This is a genomic window from Chitinimonas violaceus (assembly GCF_052601015.1).
In genome coordinates, this window is sequence record NZ_JBQXDJ010000052.1 from 14371 (window position 1) to 31153 (window position 16783).

Sequence of the window (16783 nt, forward strand, 5' to 3'; positions counted from 1 at the left end):
TTTCCGACTGGGCGTATTGATGCCTATAGTGGTCAACGTCTCCGGGTGGAAATTGCACTGTACTGAAGTCTTGAACGGAGACCCAATCGCCACGGACCATTGACTAGCGCCACACCTGGAAAACACGCTGCTATGACCATCATTGCTGTCTTCAACCAGAAAGGCGGAGTGGGTAAAACGACAACCACGGCCAATCTCGCCGCAGCCATGGCCCGCAATGGTTTAACGCCCCTAGCCATTGATCTGGACCCCCAAGCCCACCTCACCGCCATGTCGGGCCTCAAACCCAAAGTGGACCATTCTGTCTACAGCTTCTTTCAGCAGCAGACACCGCTATCCGATCTGGTTATCCAACTGCCAAACCAGGTCAACCTGATTCCTGCCCATATGGAATTGGCTAGGGTCGACATGCTGCTCAGCCAAAACCGCCGCGACCTGCGCAGGCTCAAAAAGGCCATGCAGGAGGAAATGCTATCCGCCACCGACACGCCGGTGCTGATCGACTGCTGCCCCATGCTGGGTGTGCTGTCTCTTTCGGCGCTTATTGCCGCCGATGTCGTACTGGTGCCAGTAACAGCTGAATACCTGGCCATGAACGGCGCACTGCAACTGGACCAGACACTGAATGGCCTGACCTCAAAGGGTCTGCATCGCCCTCGTAAAGTCTTCATCAACCGCTACCAGCGTGGACAGGTCACTTCCGAGCATGTCGCGACTGAACTTACTCGCCGTTATGGCCGCGACTTTTGCCGTACGCGCGTATTCGAAAGCCAGAGCGTGATGGAAGGCAGCGGCAAGAATCTCGATGTGTTCAGCTACGCGCCAGACTCCGAAAGTGCCGAGGATTTCAGCTATCTGCTGGACGAATTGGTGGAAAATCGATTTATCCGGACCGCTTGCTGATGTTACGTCTGTGGCTGTTACTGTTATTGGCAGCCAGGGCGGCAGCAGCCGTCGATATCGACACCCTCCCCTATAACGAACGGCCCGACGAAGCGGAAAAGCAGCTGCAACAAATCATCCAGGAAGCCAAACGCACCGGTGACGACTTCGTTGCTAATGAAGCCCTTACCCAACTGGCACGCGCCCAGGGAGTACAAAGGCGGTACGACGAAGCCCATGCTACCTTGGACCAGGTCCGGGATACGCTATCCGACCAGTCCCCCACCCTGAGCCTTCGATATTCATTGGAGCGTGGCCGGTTATGGTTTGCCGTGGGAGATCGTCAGCGGGCCTGGCGCTGGTTCCATGGCGCCTATGTTCAGGCGACACAGCAAAAACTCGACTTTTTTGCCATCGACGCCATGCATATGCTCGCTACCGTAGATAACGACCGTAGCGCCTTGGCCTGGCACCGGAAAGCGATTGCCACGGCCGAGCAAAGCCGTGACCCACGCAACAAGAACTGGCTAGGATCGCTCTACAACAATATGGGCTGGTATTTCTACGACAAGAAGGATTACGCCCAGGCGCTTGACTATTTGCAGCGTGCACAGGCATGGCACGAAGCCCACCAGACCGGCAGACCCCTGCTATTGGCACGTTGGAGCGTCGCCAAGCTGCATCGGGTGATGAACCAACCCGACACCGCACTGCCAATGCAACTGGCACTGGAAAAAGCCTGGGAACAGGCTGGCGCCGAAGATGGTTATGTTTTTGAAGAGATAGGCGAGAATCTACTGGCCCTAGGCCAGGACGCCGACGCCCGCCCCTATTTCAACCGTGCGTTCATGGTGTTGGCCAAAGACCCATGGCTCGTGAAAAACCAGGCCGACAGGCTACGCCGCCTGTACCAGCTTTCACAGTAACTCCGGTGGACTGATCGGCTGTTTGCCGATGTCAAAATATCCGCTCAACGACCCGTCTACCTTGAAGCAGCCCCAAGAAAAAAGTCGAACAGGCATATATATTTAATATGCCGCCTAACCTAGAGAGTTAGCTAGGGACTGCAACAGGTGCTTCGCATAGCTGGCCGTGCTGTACGCCAAACAGATGGATCGGAGTCGCTATGTTCTATCGCAACGGTATCCCTTGGCTGCGCCGGCTCCTTCTGGCGTTATCGCTATACTTCATCCCGCTTGATCACCTGCAGGCCGCCCCCCAAGAGGTATACCTTGTTACTTCGGCTTACCCCCCCTACTTTGGGCCAGAACTACCCAATGGCGGCGTCATCACCGAGATCGTACGCGAAGCATTTCGCCGAAGCGGCTATACCGCCAAGCTGGAATTCCTGCCCTGGGCACGATGCCTCGCCTATGCCAAGTCCGGTAAGGTCGATGGCTTATTTGGCGTCTGGCATTTGAAGGAACGTGAAAGCTTTCTGCTTTACGCCGACCCCATGCCTCCCATTCAGCTGGGGTTCTACACCCGTGCCAACTCAAAAATCCAATACAAGACATTTGAAGACCTGCGCCCTTATGTAATCGGCACCGTGCAAAGCTATGGAGACCCACCCAACTTTGTCGCCGCAAAGCTCAACACCGACGTAGCACCCGATGACAAGCGCAATCTCGCCAAGCTGCAAGCCGGCCGGGTTGACCTGATCCTGATTGAAAAAGGCGTAGCACGTTACCTGCTGACCCATGAATTCCCCACCATGCTGGATGAACTCGTCTGGATAGACCCACCGGTTTCCACCAACCTGCAATACGTTGCCCTTTCACTGGCAACCCAACGCGCCAAAGAGTTACAACAAGCATTTAGGGCTGGGTGAGATGGGTGCCGATGGCACCTTGAACCGGCTATTGACTCAATCCGGCGTATTGGAGTCCATGACCTCGCCTTGATATCTCTTCTTTAGCGTCGCTAACAAAACCCAGCGAAACGAATCTGGCTAGGCGCGCAAGTGTAGACAGTAAGTGGGTACGGCAAGCTTGCGCAACAACGCCAGAAGGGTTTTGTTAGCGACGCTTAGCAATACCAAAGTTCAATATATTATCTGGAGCCTTTGAACGTTTGATGTCCATAGGCGTCATTTCTATTCGTGAATAATGTATCTCCGGATTATTGATTCGGAAATAAGTATTCGGTCATTTATTCTGAATAGAAAAGTTGGAAATGGACTCATTCAACACCGTGAAAGCATTGTCTTTATATGGCTTATTATCAGCCATTTCATTAGCAGGTTGTGGCGGTGGCAATACACCACCCGCGGCAAGCTTGGCAGTTGCTTGCAGTGGTGCAAATTGCGGCGCAGAGAGTACCCGATATACAGGTTCTGGTTTAGGCGTCTGGGCTTATAAGAATGACACGGCAACTACAACGTCGCTACCAATATCGCTGACCGGGCTAAAAGACAATAAAGTGACCTTGGTATTCAGCAACACCAAAGACAAAGCTCAGGTAATGCCCAGACAATTCTCTGTAAATCCTTTTAGCCCAACAAAATTTATCCCAACGCCTTTGACAGATCCAATACCAATAGATGCCTCAGACGCCTTACTGGTGCCACAGGAATCACGTATTTGGAAAGTGCCGGTAGCTATAGATACCCAAAAAGGGAATATTACACAACAGGAGTTTCCCTCCACGCTAAGGAGCCAAATCACCCTAGCGGGGTTTAATTATAAAATCTGGGTGGCAGACCAGGAATGGACGCCACTGATGCAGAAGAATCATGCCCGCATTGCTGCTTTATTATTTGGCACACCCACCTACCCTGGCATACTCAAGCAATATGTAGCTAATTACCCCACTCCGCCATGGGGAAACTATCCCAACACGGCCAATAGTATTGATCTGCTTCCCTCAGAAGCACGGGATGTCAATATTTTATTCTCACCCAGCATGGGTGACTTATTTAACTCTGAGAACATGTATAAACGACCAGAGAGTAATGCTTCACTCATGGTATACATTAGCAGCACATGGCTTAGCTGCTTTCAGCAACCTGCTGAACAGTGTCTAGATCTTGATGAATATCAAGCAATGCTTCCTATTCTATTAGGCTCAGTCGTTCATGAATTAACCCACTTAAACCATTTTTATCCTCGTGTCGCACAACATGATGAAAGTCGCAAGTTCGATAGATGGCTTGAGGAAAGTATAGCCTCATCACATGACTATATTGTCTTGATGTCTCGATTTCCCAATCGATCTACAGCAGATCAAGAACCTGCACACTGGTTCAAATCGCAATATTATGCATGTTCTTTGACTACAAATGTAGGGGAGATAGGAACTGATATCCATCAGAAGTGCAGCCAGAATTATTATAAGAGCGGCCAAGCTTTCCTGATTTTCCTTGTTCATCAATACGGAACAGGTATTTATCGCGAATTGCTGAAAGCGAAAGGTACCGGTATTGATGCCGTAGACGAAGCCATCCGCGCCAGTGGCGGCACTGGGTTTGAAGATGCATTCAGGCGTTGGGGCAGTATGCTGGCATTTCCCGATGCAAAAGCACTGCCAGCTGGTTATGGTTATCCCGGCGTGAAAGTTGGCGATTACACCTCACCAGCATGGAACGGCGCTGATATAGCGAAATACTTCAGCTTCCCGACTACGCTGCCAGATGCGATTGCGCCTTATAGCCACTTACCGCTGGTTGAACATAATCAAACGGGACAATATGTAAGAGACGTTAAAGTCCCGCCTGGCGTGACGCTGTCAATTTATATTCAATAAGTAGTTTTTAAATAAAACGGGCGAATTGAATTCGCCCTTTTTTGATTTATTCACCATCCGCCCAACCACCATGCGCCGCATTTTCAAAGCGCGAATAATGGCCCAGGAAGGTCAGCCGTACTGTGCCGGTCGGGCCATTACGATGCTTGCTTATAATGACCTCGGCCAGGCCTTTGTCAGGAGAGTCCGGGTTGTAGTATTCATCGCGGTACAAGAACATGATCAAGTCCGCATCCTGCTCAATGGCACCGGATTCGCGCAGGTCGGACATCATGGGCCGCTTGTTTGGCCGCTGCTCTACCGAGCGGGAAAGCTGCGACAGCGCAATCACCGGTACACGCAACTCCTTCGCAAGACCTTTCAACGAGCGTGAGATTTCGCCCACTTCCGTAGCACGGTTCTGGTCCCTGCCGGAGCCTGACATCAGCTGGATATAGTCGATCACAATCAAGCCGAGCTTGCCATCGAACTGACGTGCCAACCGGCGGGCACGGGCGCGCAATTCCAGTGCGGTTAGGCCAGGGGTTTCATCGATAAAGATGTTCGCTTCAGAAAGCTTACCCGCTGCATAGGTAAGCTTCTGCCAATCATCGTCTTCAAAGCGCCCGGTTTTGATCTTGTGCTGGTCCAGCCGGCCTACCGAGCCAATCATCCGCATCGCCAGCTGCGCACCACCCATTTCCATTGAAAAGATAGCAACCGGCTTTTCCGAGTCGAGCGCAACATTTTCGGCGATATTGACGGAAAAGGCTGTCTTACCCATCGAAGGGCGGCCAGCAACAATAATCAGGTCGCCGGGCTGCAAGCCGGAGGTTCGTGCATCAAGGTCGACAAAACCGGTCGGCGTACCTGTGACTGCATCGGGGTTGTCACGGCTGTAAAGCTCGTCGATACGGGTTACTACTTCCTTTAGCAGATCCGGCATGGCAAGGAAGCCCTGCTTGCCTCGCGCAGACTGCTCGGCAATTTCGAACACCTTGCCTTCGGCTTCGTCCAGCAGATCGGCTGCTTCCCGGCCAGCGGGGTTGTACGCACCATCGGCAATTTCGGTACCGATAACCGCGAGCTGACGCATGATGGAACGTTCGCGTACAATCTCGCCGTACCGTTTCATGTTGGCCGCGCTAGGTACATTCTGCGCCAGGCTGGCAAGGTAGGTCAGGCCGCCGATGTAGGCGAGCTGGTTGTTGTTTTCCAACGACTCAGCCACGGTTACCGCATCGGCAGGCCGGCCGGTTTCAATCAACCGGGACACATGCCGGAAGATCACCCGGTGATCATCGCGATAAAAATCGCTTTCGGTCAGAATATCGGCGATACGGTCCCAGGACCGGTTATCGATCAGCAAACCACCCAACACCGATTGTTCTGCCTCCACCGAATGGGGTGGAGTACGGATGGCTGCAACCTGAGGGTCTGCCACGGCAAGGTCGAAATCGTCGTATTGGTCGAGTTGCATAGGTTCCAGGGGCTGAACACCCCGTCGAATGGCTTTTCGTAGAGAGGCCGCATTATACCGTTACAACAACGCTGCAACCCCTACCGTCTTACCTATTGCTATCGTTCCATCAATTAATAAGTTGTCCAGTCAATGCCGCAAGTTCGTAAATCTGTGCTCGTTCCTCACCCTGCTTCCTTCATGTTTGCGTTGGTAGACCAGGTCGAAGACTATCCGAGCTTCCTGCCATGGTGCGGCAGCACCCAGCTACATCAGCGAGACCCTGAATGGACGGTAGCGACGATAGGCATCGACTACCTTGGCTTGTCTTCCTCATTCACGACAGAGAATCGTAAGGATGGCATGGTCATCCAGATGGCGCTCAAACAAGGGCCGTTCAAGCAGCTCAAGGGCGCTTGGCGGTTCCATGCCTTGATGGAAGACGCCTGCAAAGTGGAGTTTGAATTGGACTATGAATTTTCCAATGCCGCATTGGAAAAGCTGGTTGGGCCAGTGTTCAACAAAATAGCCAGTACCTTTGTCGATGCCTTTGTAAAGGAAGCCGACCGGCGCCATGGGTGACACCGTGTTGTCAAAACCCGTGCCCTGCCGAGTGCCTGCTGCAAACAAGTGTGGGGCATTACCCAGTCAAGGTATGCCCCACATTCCACGGCCGGCAGCTGCAGCCAACCTCAAGCAATAGGTTTAACTCAATGCATAGTGCGGGTTAAAGTGCACCCAATCTATGTTAAGGGTTCGCAGCATCGCGTCCGCGCCGTCAGCTAATACATCATCAGCGTTCGGGATTGTAATCCAGCCAACAACAGCAGCGAATGGAATCTTGGTCACATTAACTTCACCACCTGTCTCATCACTTTTCTTGTAGCCATTTTGGATGGTGATCTCAGCCATATCGTAAGCAGCTTCCAGAGCTGGCAACCTAGCTGTATCTATGATGTAGATATATCCGTCATGCATACCAGCGCAATAGTAAAAGGCATTTTCCAGTTTCTTGGCCGTAGAGACACCAGCCTGCCCAGTAGCGCCCATCGCAGGCCCCAATAGTCCTTGCGCCTCCAGCAGATTAACTGGCACATGTAAGACTTTCTTACTGTCAAAGCCATCACTACCCGCAACCAGATGGGGTGCTCTTGTATCACCACGGAATACCAATCCTTGGTACCCAAACAACCGGTCCTTGCGGCTATTGTCAGCACGGTACGGCATTTCCATAACCCGACCACGCTCCCCCCCTTCCTTCACAAAGTCATAGAGTGCCTGCCTACTGGCAATACTGGCCGGGGCCGTAGTCGTAGTTGGCGGCACAGTCGTGACTGGCGGCGTAGTTGTGGTCGTAGTCGGTGGTGGTGTACCTGAAGTCGTAGTCGGTGGCACACCCACAACCGGGGGCGTACCTGAAGTCGTAGTCGGTGGTACACCCACAACCGGGGGCGTACCTGAAGTCGTAGTCGGCGGTACACCCACAACTGGTGGTGTACCTGAAGTCGTAGTCGGTGGTACACCCACAACTGGTGGTGTACCTGAAGTCGTAGTCGGTGGTACACCCACAACCGGGGGCGTACTTGTAGTCGTAGTCGGCGGTACAGTTGTAACTGGCGGTGCAGCCGTCGTCGAGGTTGACGTAGTATCCGCGCCTCCACCGGCACTCACTACCGTATTTGCGGGCGGAGGGCTGGCTTCGTCGCCACCACCACAACCGCTCAGTAAGACAACAGTCAACAGGCCACATAATAAGGAAGCCTTCCGCAGGCTACGGGTCCTTTGCTTATTACCAATCTGAGTAGTATCTATAAAGGCTTTACTAGAGCGAAATTCAACACGGTTGCTACTGTTCAATTCTAAGGACAAAATCAGGACTTTCTGTTGCACCATACAGTTATCCTGCGTGGCGTTAGGATGGCAAAAAAGGTGCGCAGGCTACCTAGCGCCGCCATCATCAACTTTTGTTTTTCTACCGAGTTTTCGTTTTTCTACCGCCATAACGATCCTGAACTACATCTGTATCTAACTTAAAGATCAGTAAGGACGGGGGTCTCGACCCTTTATCGGCGACTAATGGTTTAGCCTATTTTTCTTTCCAATCAATCCCTTGCCGACGAAGTTTCATGCAATATGTACATTGAAGTTGCCTACGCCGAGCCGGCACAACAATACCTCGTAACATTGGAATTAACCGAGGGGAGCACCGTGGAGGACGCCATTCTCGCCTCTGGCCTGCTCGTGCGTTTTCCCGGCATTGATTTGGCGGTGAACAAGGTGGGTATCTTTGGCCGTGCTTGCCCGCTTAGTACGGTATTGCGGGAAAAGGACAGGGTTGAAATCTACCGCCCTCTACTGGCCGATCCTAAAGTAGTGCGACGCGAACGGGTTGCGGCAGGAAAAACTATGAAAAAGGCCAATCAGCCTGACTGAAATCAGGCTCCTGGCCCTATGTAGTGAATTAGACGGTGGCCAAGGATCAAGTGCGTGAAACCGCCTTATAGCTTGCCAAAGCCTGGGTAATACCAGCCACTTTGGGTGCATCGCCCAATCCAAATTCAGCCTGCAGGCTGGTTTTATTCGTACCGATATATTCGATGACCCGATCAAGGTTAGCGAGTCGATTGCTGATGAAATTGTTGTCGGCATTGAGCATGGCAGCCGACTTGGCAAAATCGCCACTAAATGCCCGGATCGTCTCAACTGCACCAACCTTATTGCCAGCAAGGACAGCATCGAATTTTTGCGTATCCAGAGTGGCCAGTTTGGTATTTGGATCTATCGTCAGACCCAGCTCAGCCATACCTCGGATGCCATACTGCGCGCCAGTGAATGGGCTTTCAATACGTTGGTCCAGCTCATAACGCGACACCTTGGCTGCATTTGAATCCGCCAATGCGCCGCCTGCTTTCATCTCGGTATCAAACTGCCGGACCCAGGCATTGTATTCATCAACAAATTCCGAGAGTTCCGCCTTGATCTTGCTGTTATCAGTCGACGTCGTTAGCTCCGCCAGCTCTTCGCCTTCCTGCTGAATATCATTGAGCTCGGTTTTCATTTCCGTCAGGGCGGCAAATTCTGCCTGATACGACACCTCGCGTTGCCGGATTACACTCATCATCTTGTAACCTGACTCCGGATCAAACAACGAAAGATTACGGCCATCGGCAGACAAGCCATTCCTCATGCCCCCTGCTATCCCGGCCGTGGACTGAGCAGTCAGCGGGTCTTCCGACTTGGTACCGTCGAATGCCGCATTTAACAGGGTATTGAGATTCTGGGGCTGAAATTGGGCAAGCTGCAAAGCAAAGCTGCCTGCATCCCCAGCGTTGGCTTCGTCCTGCTTGTTCTTGTTCTTGGTCAGGCTTGTCACAAAGCCATTGATGGCATTGGTATTGATGGACATGATGCACCTCCTACGCAATGGACGGGATGACAACTTCCACCGTCAATTTAAAGCAAGAAGCACACCGTTCCGCACAAGCGATTCGACCAAAGGCACCCTTACGCTCTTGCTGCGCAGCCGTGATCTTCACTCACTCATCAATGCCGGCTCTTCCGGCAACATGGGCGCGTGTGATGGCTCGTCCAGGCGGACATGCTCGATCTCGACAAAGCGTTTACTGATCTTCTCGCTGGATATCTGCACTTGCTGCGCATCCTCATGCGCTTGGCGGATATGGGTCGCCAGATTCTTCATTCGCGTATCGAAACGACGGAAGTCTTCCGAAAGACGCGACAGGGCAGCCTTGATGATATGGACCTGTTGGCGGGTTTCCACATCCTTGATGACTGCACGGGCTGTATTCAGTACTGCCATCATGGTGGTGGGCGACACGATCCATACCCGCTTACCCATGGCATATTGCACCAGCTCGGGGTTGTAGGCGTGGATTTCGGCGAATACCGCCTCTGCAGGAACAAACATCACCGCACCATCGGCTGTCTCGCCAGCGACAATGTACTTATCGGCAATAGCATCGATATGCTTCTTGACGTCCGCTCTGAATTGGCGCTGGGCAACTGTTCTATCGGCTTCGCTCACCGTCGGGCCAAACATGCGGTGGTAATTTTCGAGGGGAAACTTGGAATCAACTGCCACCAGGCCGGTAGGCTCAGGCAGTTTCAACAGGCAATCCACGCGCGTGCCATTGGAAAGCGTGGCTTGCAGCTGGTAGCAATCGGTCGGAAGGACGTTGCCCACCAAGTGCTCAAGCTGCACTTCACCGAATGCGCCACGAGAGCGCTTGTCACCCAGCAGCTCTTGCAAGCTGATCACATTGGTCGTCAGACCATCGATTTTCTTCTGCGCTTCATCAATGGTGGCAAGGCGCGCCATGACGCTGGCAAAGGTTTCGTTGGTTTTCTTGAAGCCTTCATCCAGGCGCTCGGTCACCTTGCCGGAAATCTGCTCCAGCCGCTTATCCACAGTTAACGTCAATTGGCCGATCGTCTGGGTCAACTGCTCAGTAGTACGCCGCAAGGTATTCAACAGCAGTTCCTGCTGCGCCCTACCCTGTTCCCCCACCAGTTTGCTGACTGTTCCAAGCACTTCGGTACGCAGCTTGTCTTGCTTTTGCTGCACAGCCTGCGAGATATCGGCCAACTGTTTGGCTATCGCTTCACGGCTATCCGCCAGCGCCTGCCCTTGCGTCAACTGCATCGATTGCAGCGCGCCGGTCTGCGCAATCTGTGCGGTTTGAAGCGCTTCAGTCTGGCTCGTACGCAGATTGTCCAGGCCGACCCGTGTATCCTTGAGTTCATTGCCCACCGCCTCACGCAAACGGTCAAACGACTGGCCGACGCTGTCACGCAAGCGCTCGCCGGATTCAATAATGCCACTGCGCAGGCGCTCGGTCTGCCCGGCAAAACCATGAACCAAGGCCTCGGACTGCCGGGTAAGGCCCGCATGCAGGTCCTGCAGCATAGCCCGGTGTTTTTCCTCCAGCTGCGAGGTCAAGAGGTCCAGCGTGGTCTGCTGGGCTTGCGCAAGCTGGCCAAGCCGTACCACCACCAAGCCTCCGGCCAGTAATACCACCAGCGCCACGATCCCGAATAAGACTTCGATCATAGGGTTTATTCCAAATGCATTAAGTTCGGCAGCGATGATACGCTGAACAGGCTGACTTCTGCTTCGATACGTTTAATTGGTACATTTGTCCTGATCACAACTGCGCAGTAGGATCGTGAGCAGGTTCTTACATATAGCTAAATAGCTGGCATTTGTTGCAGCAAGTGCATGCCTTACGCCAATGTTTAAACGAATAGGGAGCGCGATCGTGAACTTGAACAGATGATTCAGCCATCAGACAGCCTTCACACCGCTTGCGTTTCCTTGCTTAGCATTCCAAACTAAAAATCCGACGTCATAAGTTGCTGCCGATGTTGCGTTGTATTCCATTCCTCTTACTTTTCAGCGCCACGCTGGCCTTGGCGGACGATGCTGTTCAAAGCCATGCCGCCATCAGCGATGCAGCCAGTCAGTTTCTGGCTGGGCAACTGGCTGATCATGGCGATCGCGCCACCTATCAACTGGCCCGCCTGGATTCCCGCCTGCGCTTGGCGCCATGTCAGCAGCTTGATGTGAAACTGGCGCAAGGTAACCGTCTGATAGGCAACAGCAGTGTACGTGTCGTTTGCAACAAGGGCGCCAAGTGGTCGGTGAATATTCCGGTCGCGATTTCCATTCAGACCGATTACTGGGTCAGTGCACGCGCTCTGCCGGCCGGCCAGGAGCTGACCGAGAACGATATAGAGCAGCGCAGCGGCGACCTAGCCCAGCTGCCGCCGACCGTAGTAACCGAATACAAGGAAGCCATCGGCCGTACCTTGGTTGGCGGCACAGCCGCGGGTGCGCCAATACGTAGCGACCAGTTGCGTGCGCCCTTTACCATCAAGGCAAATGAGATGGTCAGAGTAGTCGCCAAAGGCAACGGCTTCGAGGTGGTGAGCGAAGGACGCGCGATGAGTAATGCAGGGGAAGGCCAGCAGATCAGCGTCAAGATGATCTCCGGCGCTACCGTGCAAGGAATAGCACGCACCAATAGTACGGTGGATGTACGTTATTAGCCTGCTCCCCTAGCAAGTCGCCTGGACCCCCAAGCCCCCGGGAAGTAGAATCGCCTGTCTTCCCTCGCCGATTGTCACATTTCATTCATGCTGGTATTCCGTGGCGCCCCCTTTCGTTCTGTTGGTCCCTGCGCACTCACCATCGGTAATTTCGATGGCCTGCATCTGGGCCACCGGGCAATGCTTGATCGCCTTGTAGGCGAAGCCAAACGCATGAGCCTGCCCGCTGCGGTACTGACTTTCGAACCACATCCGCGTGAGTTGTTCACGCCAGATGCGGCACCGGCAAGGCTGTCCAGCCTGCGGGAAAAACTGGAGCTGCTGCGGGAAGCCGGCATCGATCGCGTTTACTTCGCCCATTTCAACCGCGCCTTTGCTTCGCTCAGCGCGGAAGAATTTGCGGGCGACATTGTTTCCAAGCAACTCGACGCACGCTACGTGCTGGTGGGCGATGACTTCCGCTTCGGCAAGGGGCGCAGCGGCGACAATGCCAAGCTCGCGCTGTTGGGACATCAATATGGTTTTCTGGCCGAGGCCATGCCCGAAATTGCCGTTGATGGCCAACGTGCTTCCAGCACTGCCGTGCGTGATGCACTAGCCCGTGGTGACATGGATGCGGCTAACCAGCTGCTGGGTCGCCCTTACAGCATCAGCGGCCGTGTAAAACATGGGCGTAAACTTGGCCGGGAAATTGGCTTCCCTACCGCCAATATCCAGGTAAAACACAACCGCCCCCCTCTGATGGGTATTTTCGTGGTGGAGGTGCATGGGTTGGGCCAGCCTCTCGCCGGCGCAGCCAGCCTTGGACTACAACCCACAGTAGACCAGTCGGGTCATATGTCGCTGGAGGTCCACCTGCTGGACTTCAGCGGCGATATTTACGGCAAGCACCTCCGGGTCGACTTCCTCAAGAAACTACGTGAAGAGGAAAAGTACGACGGGCTGGAGCCACTGATTGCCCAGATCCAGATCGACGTGGAAAACGCCCGCGCCTATTACCGCGAACGCCATCACAGCGAACGAATTAGCCTCCCCCGTTCGTGAGCGAGCGGGGGCAGCACGTATTACGCCGGCAGCCACCCTGTGCTGCCGTGATCCTGAATTCATCGAATTGAACTGAAAATATATGTCTGAACAGAACAAGTACCCCGTCAACCTGCTTGATACCCCCTTTCCCATGCGGGGCGATCTGGCGAAGCGCGAGCCTGGTTTTCTGCAACGCTGGCAAGACCAGAAGCTGTACGAGCGGGTCCGCAAAGCGAGCGCAGGCCGGCCCAAGTTCATCCTGCACGACGGCCCCCCCTACGCCAATGGCGACATCCACATCGGCCACGCCGTCAACAAGGTGCTGAAGGACATCATCGTCAAGACCAAGACCCTGTCGGGTTTCGATGCGCCGTATGTGCCAGGCTGGGATTGCCATGGGTTGCCCATCGAACATCAGATCGAAAAGATCGTGAAGGGTGACAAGACCGCAGTGGCGGCCAATCCAACCATCCACGCCAAGATCGTTGCGTTCCGCAAGGAAAACGGCCTGGATGAAAAGGCGATCCACCTGCCTGCCGACTTCGTCCGCACCCTGTGTCGTGAGTACGCCGAAACCCAGATCGAACGCCAGAAGAAGGATTTCATCCGCCTCGGCATCACCGGCGACTGGGACAATCCTTACAAGACCATGGCTTTCAATACCGAAGCCAATATCATCCGTACGATCGGCGAGGTGTATCGCAACGGCTATCTGGTCAAGGGTCAGAAGCCGGTGCACTGGTGTGTTGATTGCGGCTCCTCCCTGGCAGAGGCGGAAGTCGAATACGAAGACAAGAACAGTCCCGCCATCGACGTTGCATTCCCGGTCAAGGACCAAGCCGCGCTGGCGAAGGCATTCGGCGTGCCTTTGCAGGACATCGCCGATGTGCCCGCTTATGCCGTGATCTGGACCACCACACCCTGGACCCTGCCGGCCAACTACGCCGTTTGTGTGCATCCGGAACTGACTTATGACCTGATCCAGACCCCTAAAGGCTTGTTGATCCTGGTACGTGAGCTGGCAGAATCCGCCATCAAGCGCTTTGGCTTTGAATCAGTGGAAGTTGTGGCACAAGTTCACGGCAGCAAGCTTGAACACCTGAAGCTTGTGCACCCGTTCTACGACCGAGAGTCGGTGATCATTCTCGGCAACCATGTCACCACTGATGCCGGTACTGGCCTCGTACATACCGCGCCGGCACACGGCCTGGATGACTGGCTGGTTGCCCAGCGTTACGGCCTGCCTGATGAAAACCCGGTCGGCAACGATGGTCGTTATAAAGCTGGCGTGGCGTTATTCGAAGGCAAAACGGTATGGGAAGCCAACCCATTGGTTATCGAAAAGCTAGCCGAGAACGAATTGTTGCTTGCCAGCTTGCGGCTCAATCACAGTTATCCCCACTGCTGGCGGCATAAGACGCCCATCATCTTCCGTGCGACTGCACAATGGTTCATCAGCATGGAAAAACCGGGCCATGCGGGCGTTTCCTTGCGCTCCGTCGCCCAAAAAGCGGTGGACAATACGGAGTTCTTCCCCGACTGGGGTCGCCCACGCCTCGAAGCGATGATCAACAACCGCCCGGACTGGTGTGTATCGCGCCAGCGTAACTGGGGCACACCGATGACCTTCTTCGTTCACAAGGTCACCGGGGAATTGCACCCACGTTCGCTGGAATTGTTGGAAGCCGTCGCCAAGAAGGTGGAAGAAACCGGTATCAATGCCTGGTTCCTGCTCGACCCGGCGGAATTGCTGGGTGACGAAGCCAAGGATTACGACAAACTCAACGACACGCTGGATGTCTGGTTTGATTCCGGCTCGACGCATTTTGCCGTACTCAAGCAACGCCCGGCACTGGCTTGGCCTGCCGATCTCTATTTGGAGGGTTCGGACCAGCATCGTGGCTGGTTCCAGTCATCATTGCTCACCGGCTGCGCAACCGAAGGCCGCGCGCCCTATAAGCAGCTCCTGACCCACGGCTTCACCGTCGATGGCAAGGGCGAAAAGATGTCCAAGTCCAAGGGCAATGTCGTCGCCCCGCAAAAGGTGATCGACCAATACGGTGCGGACATGTTGCGCCTTTGGGCAGCCAGTACCGACTATTCCGGTGAGATGAGCATCTCGGACGAAATCCTCAAGCGCGTTGCTGACAGCTATCGCCGTATGCGCAACACCCTGCGCTTCCTGCTGGCTAACCTGAGTGACTTCGATGCCGGCAAGGATCTGGTGGCCGTTGACCAGATGCTGACGATCGACCGTTACGCCTTGGTTATGGCCAAGCAGTTTCACGATACCGTGACGGCGGATTACACCCGTTACAGCTTCCATACCGCCATGCAGGCTGTTCACCATTATTGCGCGGATGACCTTGGTGGCTTCTACCTCGACATTCTGAAGGACCGGCTCTACACCACAGCCGCCAACAGCCCCGCCCGTCGCTCAGCCCAGACTGCGCTATACCACATCACCCGCAGCCTAGCCTTGCTGCTGGCCCCGGTGCTGAGCTTCACCGCAGACGAAGTCTGGAACACTTTGAATGGCAACACGGACGACAGTCCGCTGCTGAACACCTGGTACGAGCTCCCACAGCCAGGCGATACAGCCAAGCTCGCCAGCGACTGGGCAGGTGTGCGTGACGTTGTGGCGTTGTCGAAGAAGGAAATGGAAATATTGCGTGAGGCAGGCAGCATTGGTTCCAGCCTGCAAGCCGAATTGACCATCACCGCCGATGCCAAGTTGTACCCGCTGCTCGCTGCATTGGGCGACGACCTGAAATTTGTGCTGATCGTCTCCAATCTGGTATTGCAGGCAGGTGAGCAGACCCAGGTTAGTGTCCAGCCTTCAGTTGCGGCGAAGTGCGAGCGTTGCTGGCACTACCGTGCGGACGTCGGCCGTCATACCGAACACGCTGCACTGTGTAGTCGTTGCGTCAGCAATCTGTTCAGCAGTGGTGAGGTGCGTGCCCATGCTTAAACGTGGTATGGCCCGCTGGCTTTGGCTGGCCGCATCCATCGTGTTGCTTGATCAGGTCAGCAAACAGCTGATCGAGCATCTGATGCATTACGGCGACAGCTTCCGAATCACCTCATTTTTCAATCTGGTGCTTACTTACAACCCGGGCGCTGCATTCAGCTTCCTGGCTGATGCCGGGGGCTGGCAGAAGCATTTCTTCACTGGCCTCGCCATTGTCGTGTCCATCGTCATCATCAACCTGTTGCGCAAGCACCATGGCGAAACCCGTTTTGCCTTGGCGATGGCGTTGATACTGGGGGGGGCGATAGGCAATGTCATAGACCGCATCATCTACGGTCATGTGATCGATTTCATCCAGCTCCATTACAGCGGACTCTATTGGCCAGCCTTTAACGTCGCGGATTCCGCTATATGCGTAGGCGCTGCCTTGATGGTGTTGGACAGTTTCATCAAACCCAAACAGAAGTCTTAACGCTATGTACCTGTAGCGTGCATCTTGTGCGCTACAGGTCTGCATACAAAAAATCTAGGGTCTGTTGACGTTTCACATAGGTAGCCATAGAAACCCACAGGCCATGGCAACCATGCTTTCATAGTTCCGTTTCAGTTTGTCGAACCGGAACGCCACTGCACGGTAATGCTTCAGCCTCGCA

Annotated in this window: 15 protein-coding genes and 1 pseudogene; 11 read left to right on the forward strand and 5 right to left on the reverse strand. The window is 54.2% G+C overall.

Annotated features, from left to right (window positions below; all coding sequences use genetic code 11):
- Positions 1 to 132: 132 nt before the first annotated feature.
- The 4 genes from ACUHMQ_RS15630 to ACUHMQ_RS15645 all read left to right on the forward strand — a co-directional run bounded on the left by ACUHMQ_RS15630 (position 133) and on the right by ACUHMQ_RS15645 (position 4626).
- Entirely contained in the window at positions 133 to 903 is a 771-nt protein-coding gene (locus tag ACUHMQ_RS15630) for a ParA family protein (protein WP_445296394.1), read from the forward strand.
- Positions 903 to 1808: a tetratricopeptide repeat protein gene (locus ACUHMQ_RS15635; RefSeq protein WP_445296395.1), complete on the forward strand. Its 906-nt coding sequence runs from the start codon at positions 903 to 905 to the stop codon at positions 1806 to 1808. The genes ACUHMQ_RS15630 and ACUHMQ_RS15635 overlap by 1 nt, the downstream gene beginning before the upstream one ends.
- Positions 1809 to 2008: 200 nt before the next feature.
- Positions 2009 to 2713 carry a substrate-binding periplasmic protein gene (locus tag ACUHMQ_RS15640; protein ID WP_445296396.1) on the forward strand — a complete coding sequence of 235 codons (705 nt, stop codon included), beginning with the start codon at positions 2009 to 2011 and terminating at the stop codon, positions 2711 to 2713.
- A gap of 344 nt (positions 2714 to 3057) precedes the next feature.
- Positions 3058 to 4626, forward strand: a complete 1569-nt coding sequence (locus tag ACUHMQ_RS15645) for a M30 family zinc metallopeptidase (protein ID WP_445296397.1) — start codon at positions 3058 to 3060, stop codon at positions 4624 to 4626.
- A 46-nt stretch (positions 4627 to 4672) separates the two neighbouring features.
- Here the strand turns inward: ACUHMQ_RS15645 and dnaB are convergent, their stop codons facing one another.
- Positions 4673 to 6085 (reverse strand): replicative DNA helicase, encoded by a 1413-nt coding sequence (gene dnaB / locus ACUHMQ_RS15650; RefSeq protein ID WP_445296398.1) that lies wholly within the window; start codon positions 6083 to 6085, stop codon positions 4673 to 4675.
- A 132-nt stretch (positions 6086 to 6217) separates the two neighbouring features.
- On the opposite strand from dnaB, the gene ACUHMQ_RS15655 reads away from it, so the two are divergent.
- Positions 6218 to 6646 carry a type II toxin-antitoxin system RatA family toxin gene (locus ACUHMQ_RS15655; protein ID WP_445296399.1) on the forward strand — a complete coding sequence of 143 codons (429 nt, stop codon included), beginning with the start codon at positions 6218 to 6220 and terminating at the stop codon, positions 6644 to 6646.
- A 123-nt stretch (positions 6647 to 6769) separates the two neighbouring features.
- Here ACUHMQ_RS15655 and ACUHMQ_RS15660 read toward each other — a convergent pair whose 3' ends face one another.
- Positions 6770 to 7297, reverse strand: a complete 528-nt coding sequence (locus tag ACUHMQ_RS15660; RefSeq protein WP_445296400.1) for a hypothetical protein — start codon at positions 7295 to 7297, stop codon at positions 6770 to 6772.
- A gap of 97 nt (positions 7298 to 7394) precedes the next feature.
- On the opposite strand from ACUHMQ_RS15660, the gene ACUHMQ_RS15665 reads away from it, so the two are divergent.
- A complete protein-coding gene (locus ACUHMQ_RS15665) occupies positions 7395 to 7865 on the forward strand; it encodes a hypothetical protein (RefSeq protein WP_445296401.1) in 471 nt (156 codons plus the stop codon).
- 332 nt (positions 7866 to 8197) lie between these two features.
- A complete protein-coding gene (locus ACUHMQ_RS15670; RefSeq protein WP_445296402.1) occupies positions 8198 to 8497 on the forward strand; it encodes an RnfH family protein in 300 nt (99 codons plus the stop codon).
- Positions 8498 to 8543: 46 nt separating this feature from the next.
- Here ACUHMQ_RS15670 and fliD read toward each other — a convergent pair whose 3' ends face one another.
- Both fliD and ACUHMQ_RS15680 read right to left on the reverse strand, forming a co-directional pair.
- Entirely contained in the window at positions 8544 to 9470 is a 927-nt protein-coding gene (gene fliD / locus ACUHMQ_RS15675; RefSeq protein WP_445296403.1) for a flagellar filament capping protein FliD, read from the reverse strand.
- 126 nt (positions 9471 to 9596) lie between these two features.
- The gene (locus ACUHMQ_RS15680; protein ID WP_445296404.1) at positions 9597 to 11135 is read right to left on the reverse strand and encodes a DNA recombination protein RmuC; all 1539 of its coding nucleotides are present in this window, start codon (positions 11133 to 11135) and stop codon (positions 9597 to 9599) included.
- Positions 11136 to 11446: 311 nt separating this feature from the next.
- On the opposite strand from ACUHMQ_RS15680, the gene flgA reads away from it, so the two are divergent.
- The 4 genes from flgA to lspA all read left to right on the forward strand — a co-directional run bounded on the left by flgA (position 11447) and on the right by lspA (position 16602).
- Positions 11447 to 12133, forward strand: coding sequence for a flagellar basal body P-ring formation chaperone FlgA (gene flgA / locus ACUHMQ_RS15685; RefSeq protein ID WP_445296405.1), 687 nt, complete (start codon positions 11447 to 11449; stop codon positions 12131 to 12133).
- A gap of 87 nt (positions 12134 to 12220) precedes the next feature.
- Positions 12221 to 13177, forward strand: coding sequence for a bifunctional riboflavin kinase/FAD synthetase (locus ACUHMQ_RS15690; protein ID WP_445296406.1), 957 nt, complete (start codon positions 12221 to 12223; stop codon positions 13175 to 13177).
- A gap of 82 nt (positions 13178 to 13259) precedes the next feature.
- Positions 13260 to 16130: an isoleucine--tRNA ligase gene (gene ileS / locus ACUHMQ_RS15695; protein WP_445296407.1), complete on the forward strand. Its 2871-nt coding sequence runs from the start codon at positions 13260 to 13262 to the stop codon at positions 16128 to 16130.
- The gene (gene lspA, locus ACUHMQ_RS15700; protein WP_445296408.1) at positions 16123 to 16602 is read left to right on the forward strand and encodes a signal peptidase II; all 480 of its coding nucleotides are present in this window, start codon (positions 16123 to 16125) and stop codon (positions 16600 to 16602) included. Before ileS ends, lspA begins: the two co-directional genes overlap by 8 nt.
- A 72-nt stretch (positions 16603 to 16674) precedes the next feature.
- On the opposite strand, the pseudogene ACUHMQ_RS15705 reads toward lspA, so the two are convergent.
- Positions 16675 to 16783, reverse strand: a pseudogene (locus ACUHMQ_RS15705) (IS5/IS1182 family transposase); the annotation flags it as partial.

Coding starts and splice junctions, on each gene's coding strand:
- ACUHMQ_RS15655 (WP_445296399.1), top strand. CDS start 6,218: ATGCCGCAAGTTCGTAAATCTGTGCTCGTTCCTCACCCTGCTTCCTTC.
- ACUHMQ_RS15680 (WP_445296404.1), bottom strand. CDS start 11,135: ATGATCGAAGTCTTATTCGGGATCGTGGCGCTGGTGGTATTACTGGCC.
- ACUHMQ_RS15635 (WP_445296395.1), top strand. CDS start 903: ATGTTACGTCTGTGGCTGTTACTGTTATTGGCAGCCAGGGCGGCAGCA.
- fliD (WP_445296403.1), bottom strand. CDS start 9,470: ATGTCCATCAATACCAATGCCATCAATGGCTTTGTGACAAGCCTGACC.
- ileS (WP_445296407.1), top strand. CDS start 13,260: ATGTCTGAACAGAACAAGTACCCCGTCAACCTGCTTGATACCCCCTTT.
- ACUHMQ_RS15660 (WP_445296400.1), bottom strand. CDS start 7,297: ATGGAAATGCCGTACCGTGCTGACAATAGCCGCAAGGACCGGTTGTTT.
- ACUHMQ_RS15670 (WP_445296402.1), top strand. CDS start 8,198: ATGTACATTGAAGTTGCCTACGCCGAGCCGGCACAACAATACCTCGTA.
- ACUHMQ_RS15640 (WP_445296396.1), top strand. CDS start 2,009: ATGTTCTATCGCAACGGTATCCCTTGGCTGCGCCGGCTCCTTCTGGCG.
- ACUHMQ_RS15645 (WP_445296397.1), top strand. CDS start 3,058: ATGGACTCATTCAACACCGTGAAAGCATTGTCTTTATATGGCTTATTA.
- lspA (WP_445296408.1), top strand. CDS start 16,123: ATGCTTAAACGTGGTATGGCCCGCTGGCTTTGGCTGGCCGCATCCATC.
- flgA (WP_445296405.1), top strand. CDS start 11,447: ATGTTGCGTTGTATTCCATTCCTCTTACTTTTCAGCGCCACGCTGGCC.
- ACUHMQ_RS15690 (WP_445296406.1), top strand. CDS start 12,221: ATGCTGGTATTCCGTGGCGCCCCCTTTCGTTCTGTTGGTCCCTGCGCA.
- dnaB (WP_445296398.1), bottom strand. CDS start 6,085: ATGCAACTCGACCAATACGACGATTTCGACCTTGCCGTGGCAGACCCT.
- ACUHMQ_RS15630 (WP_445296394.1), top strand. CDS start 133: ATGACCATCATTGCTGTCTTCAACCAGAAAGGCGGAGTGGGTAAAACG.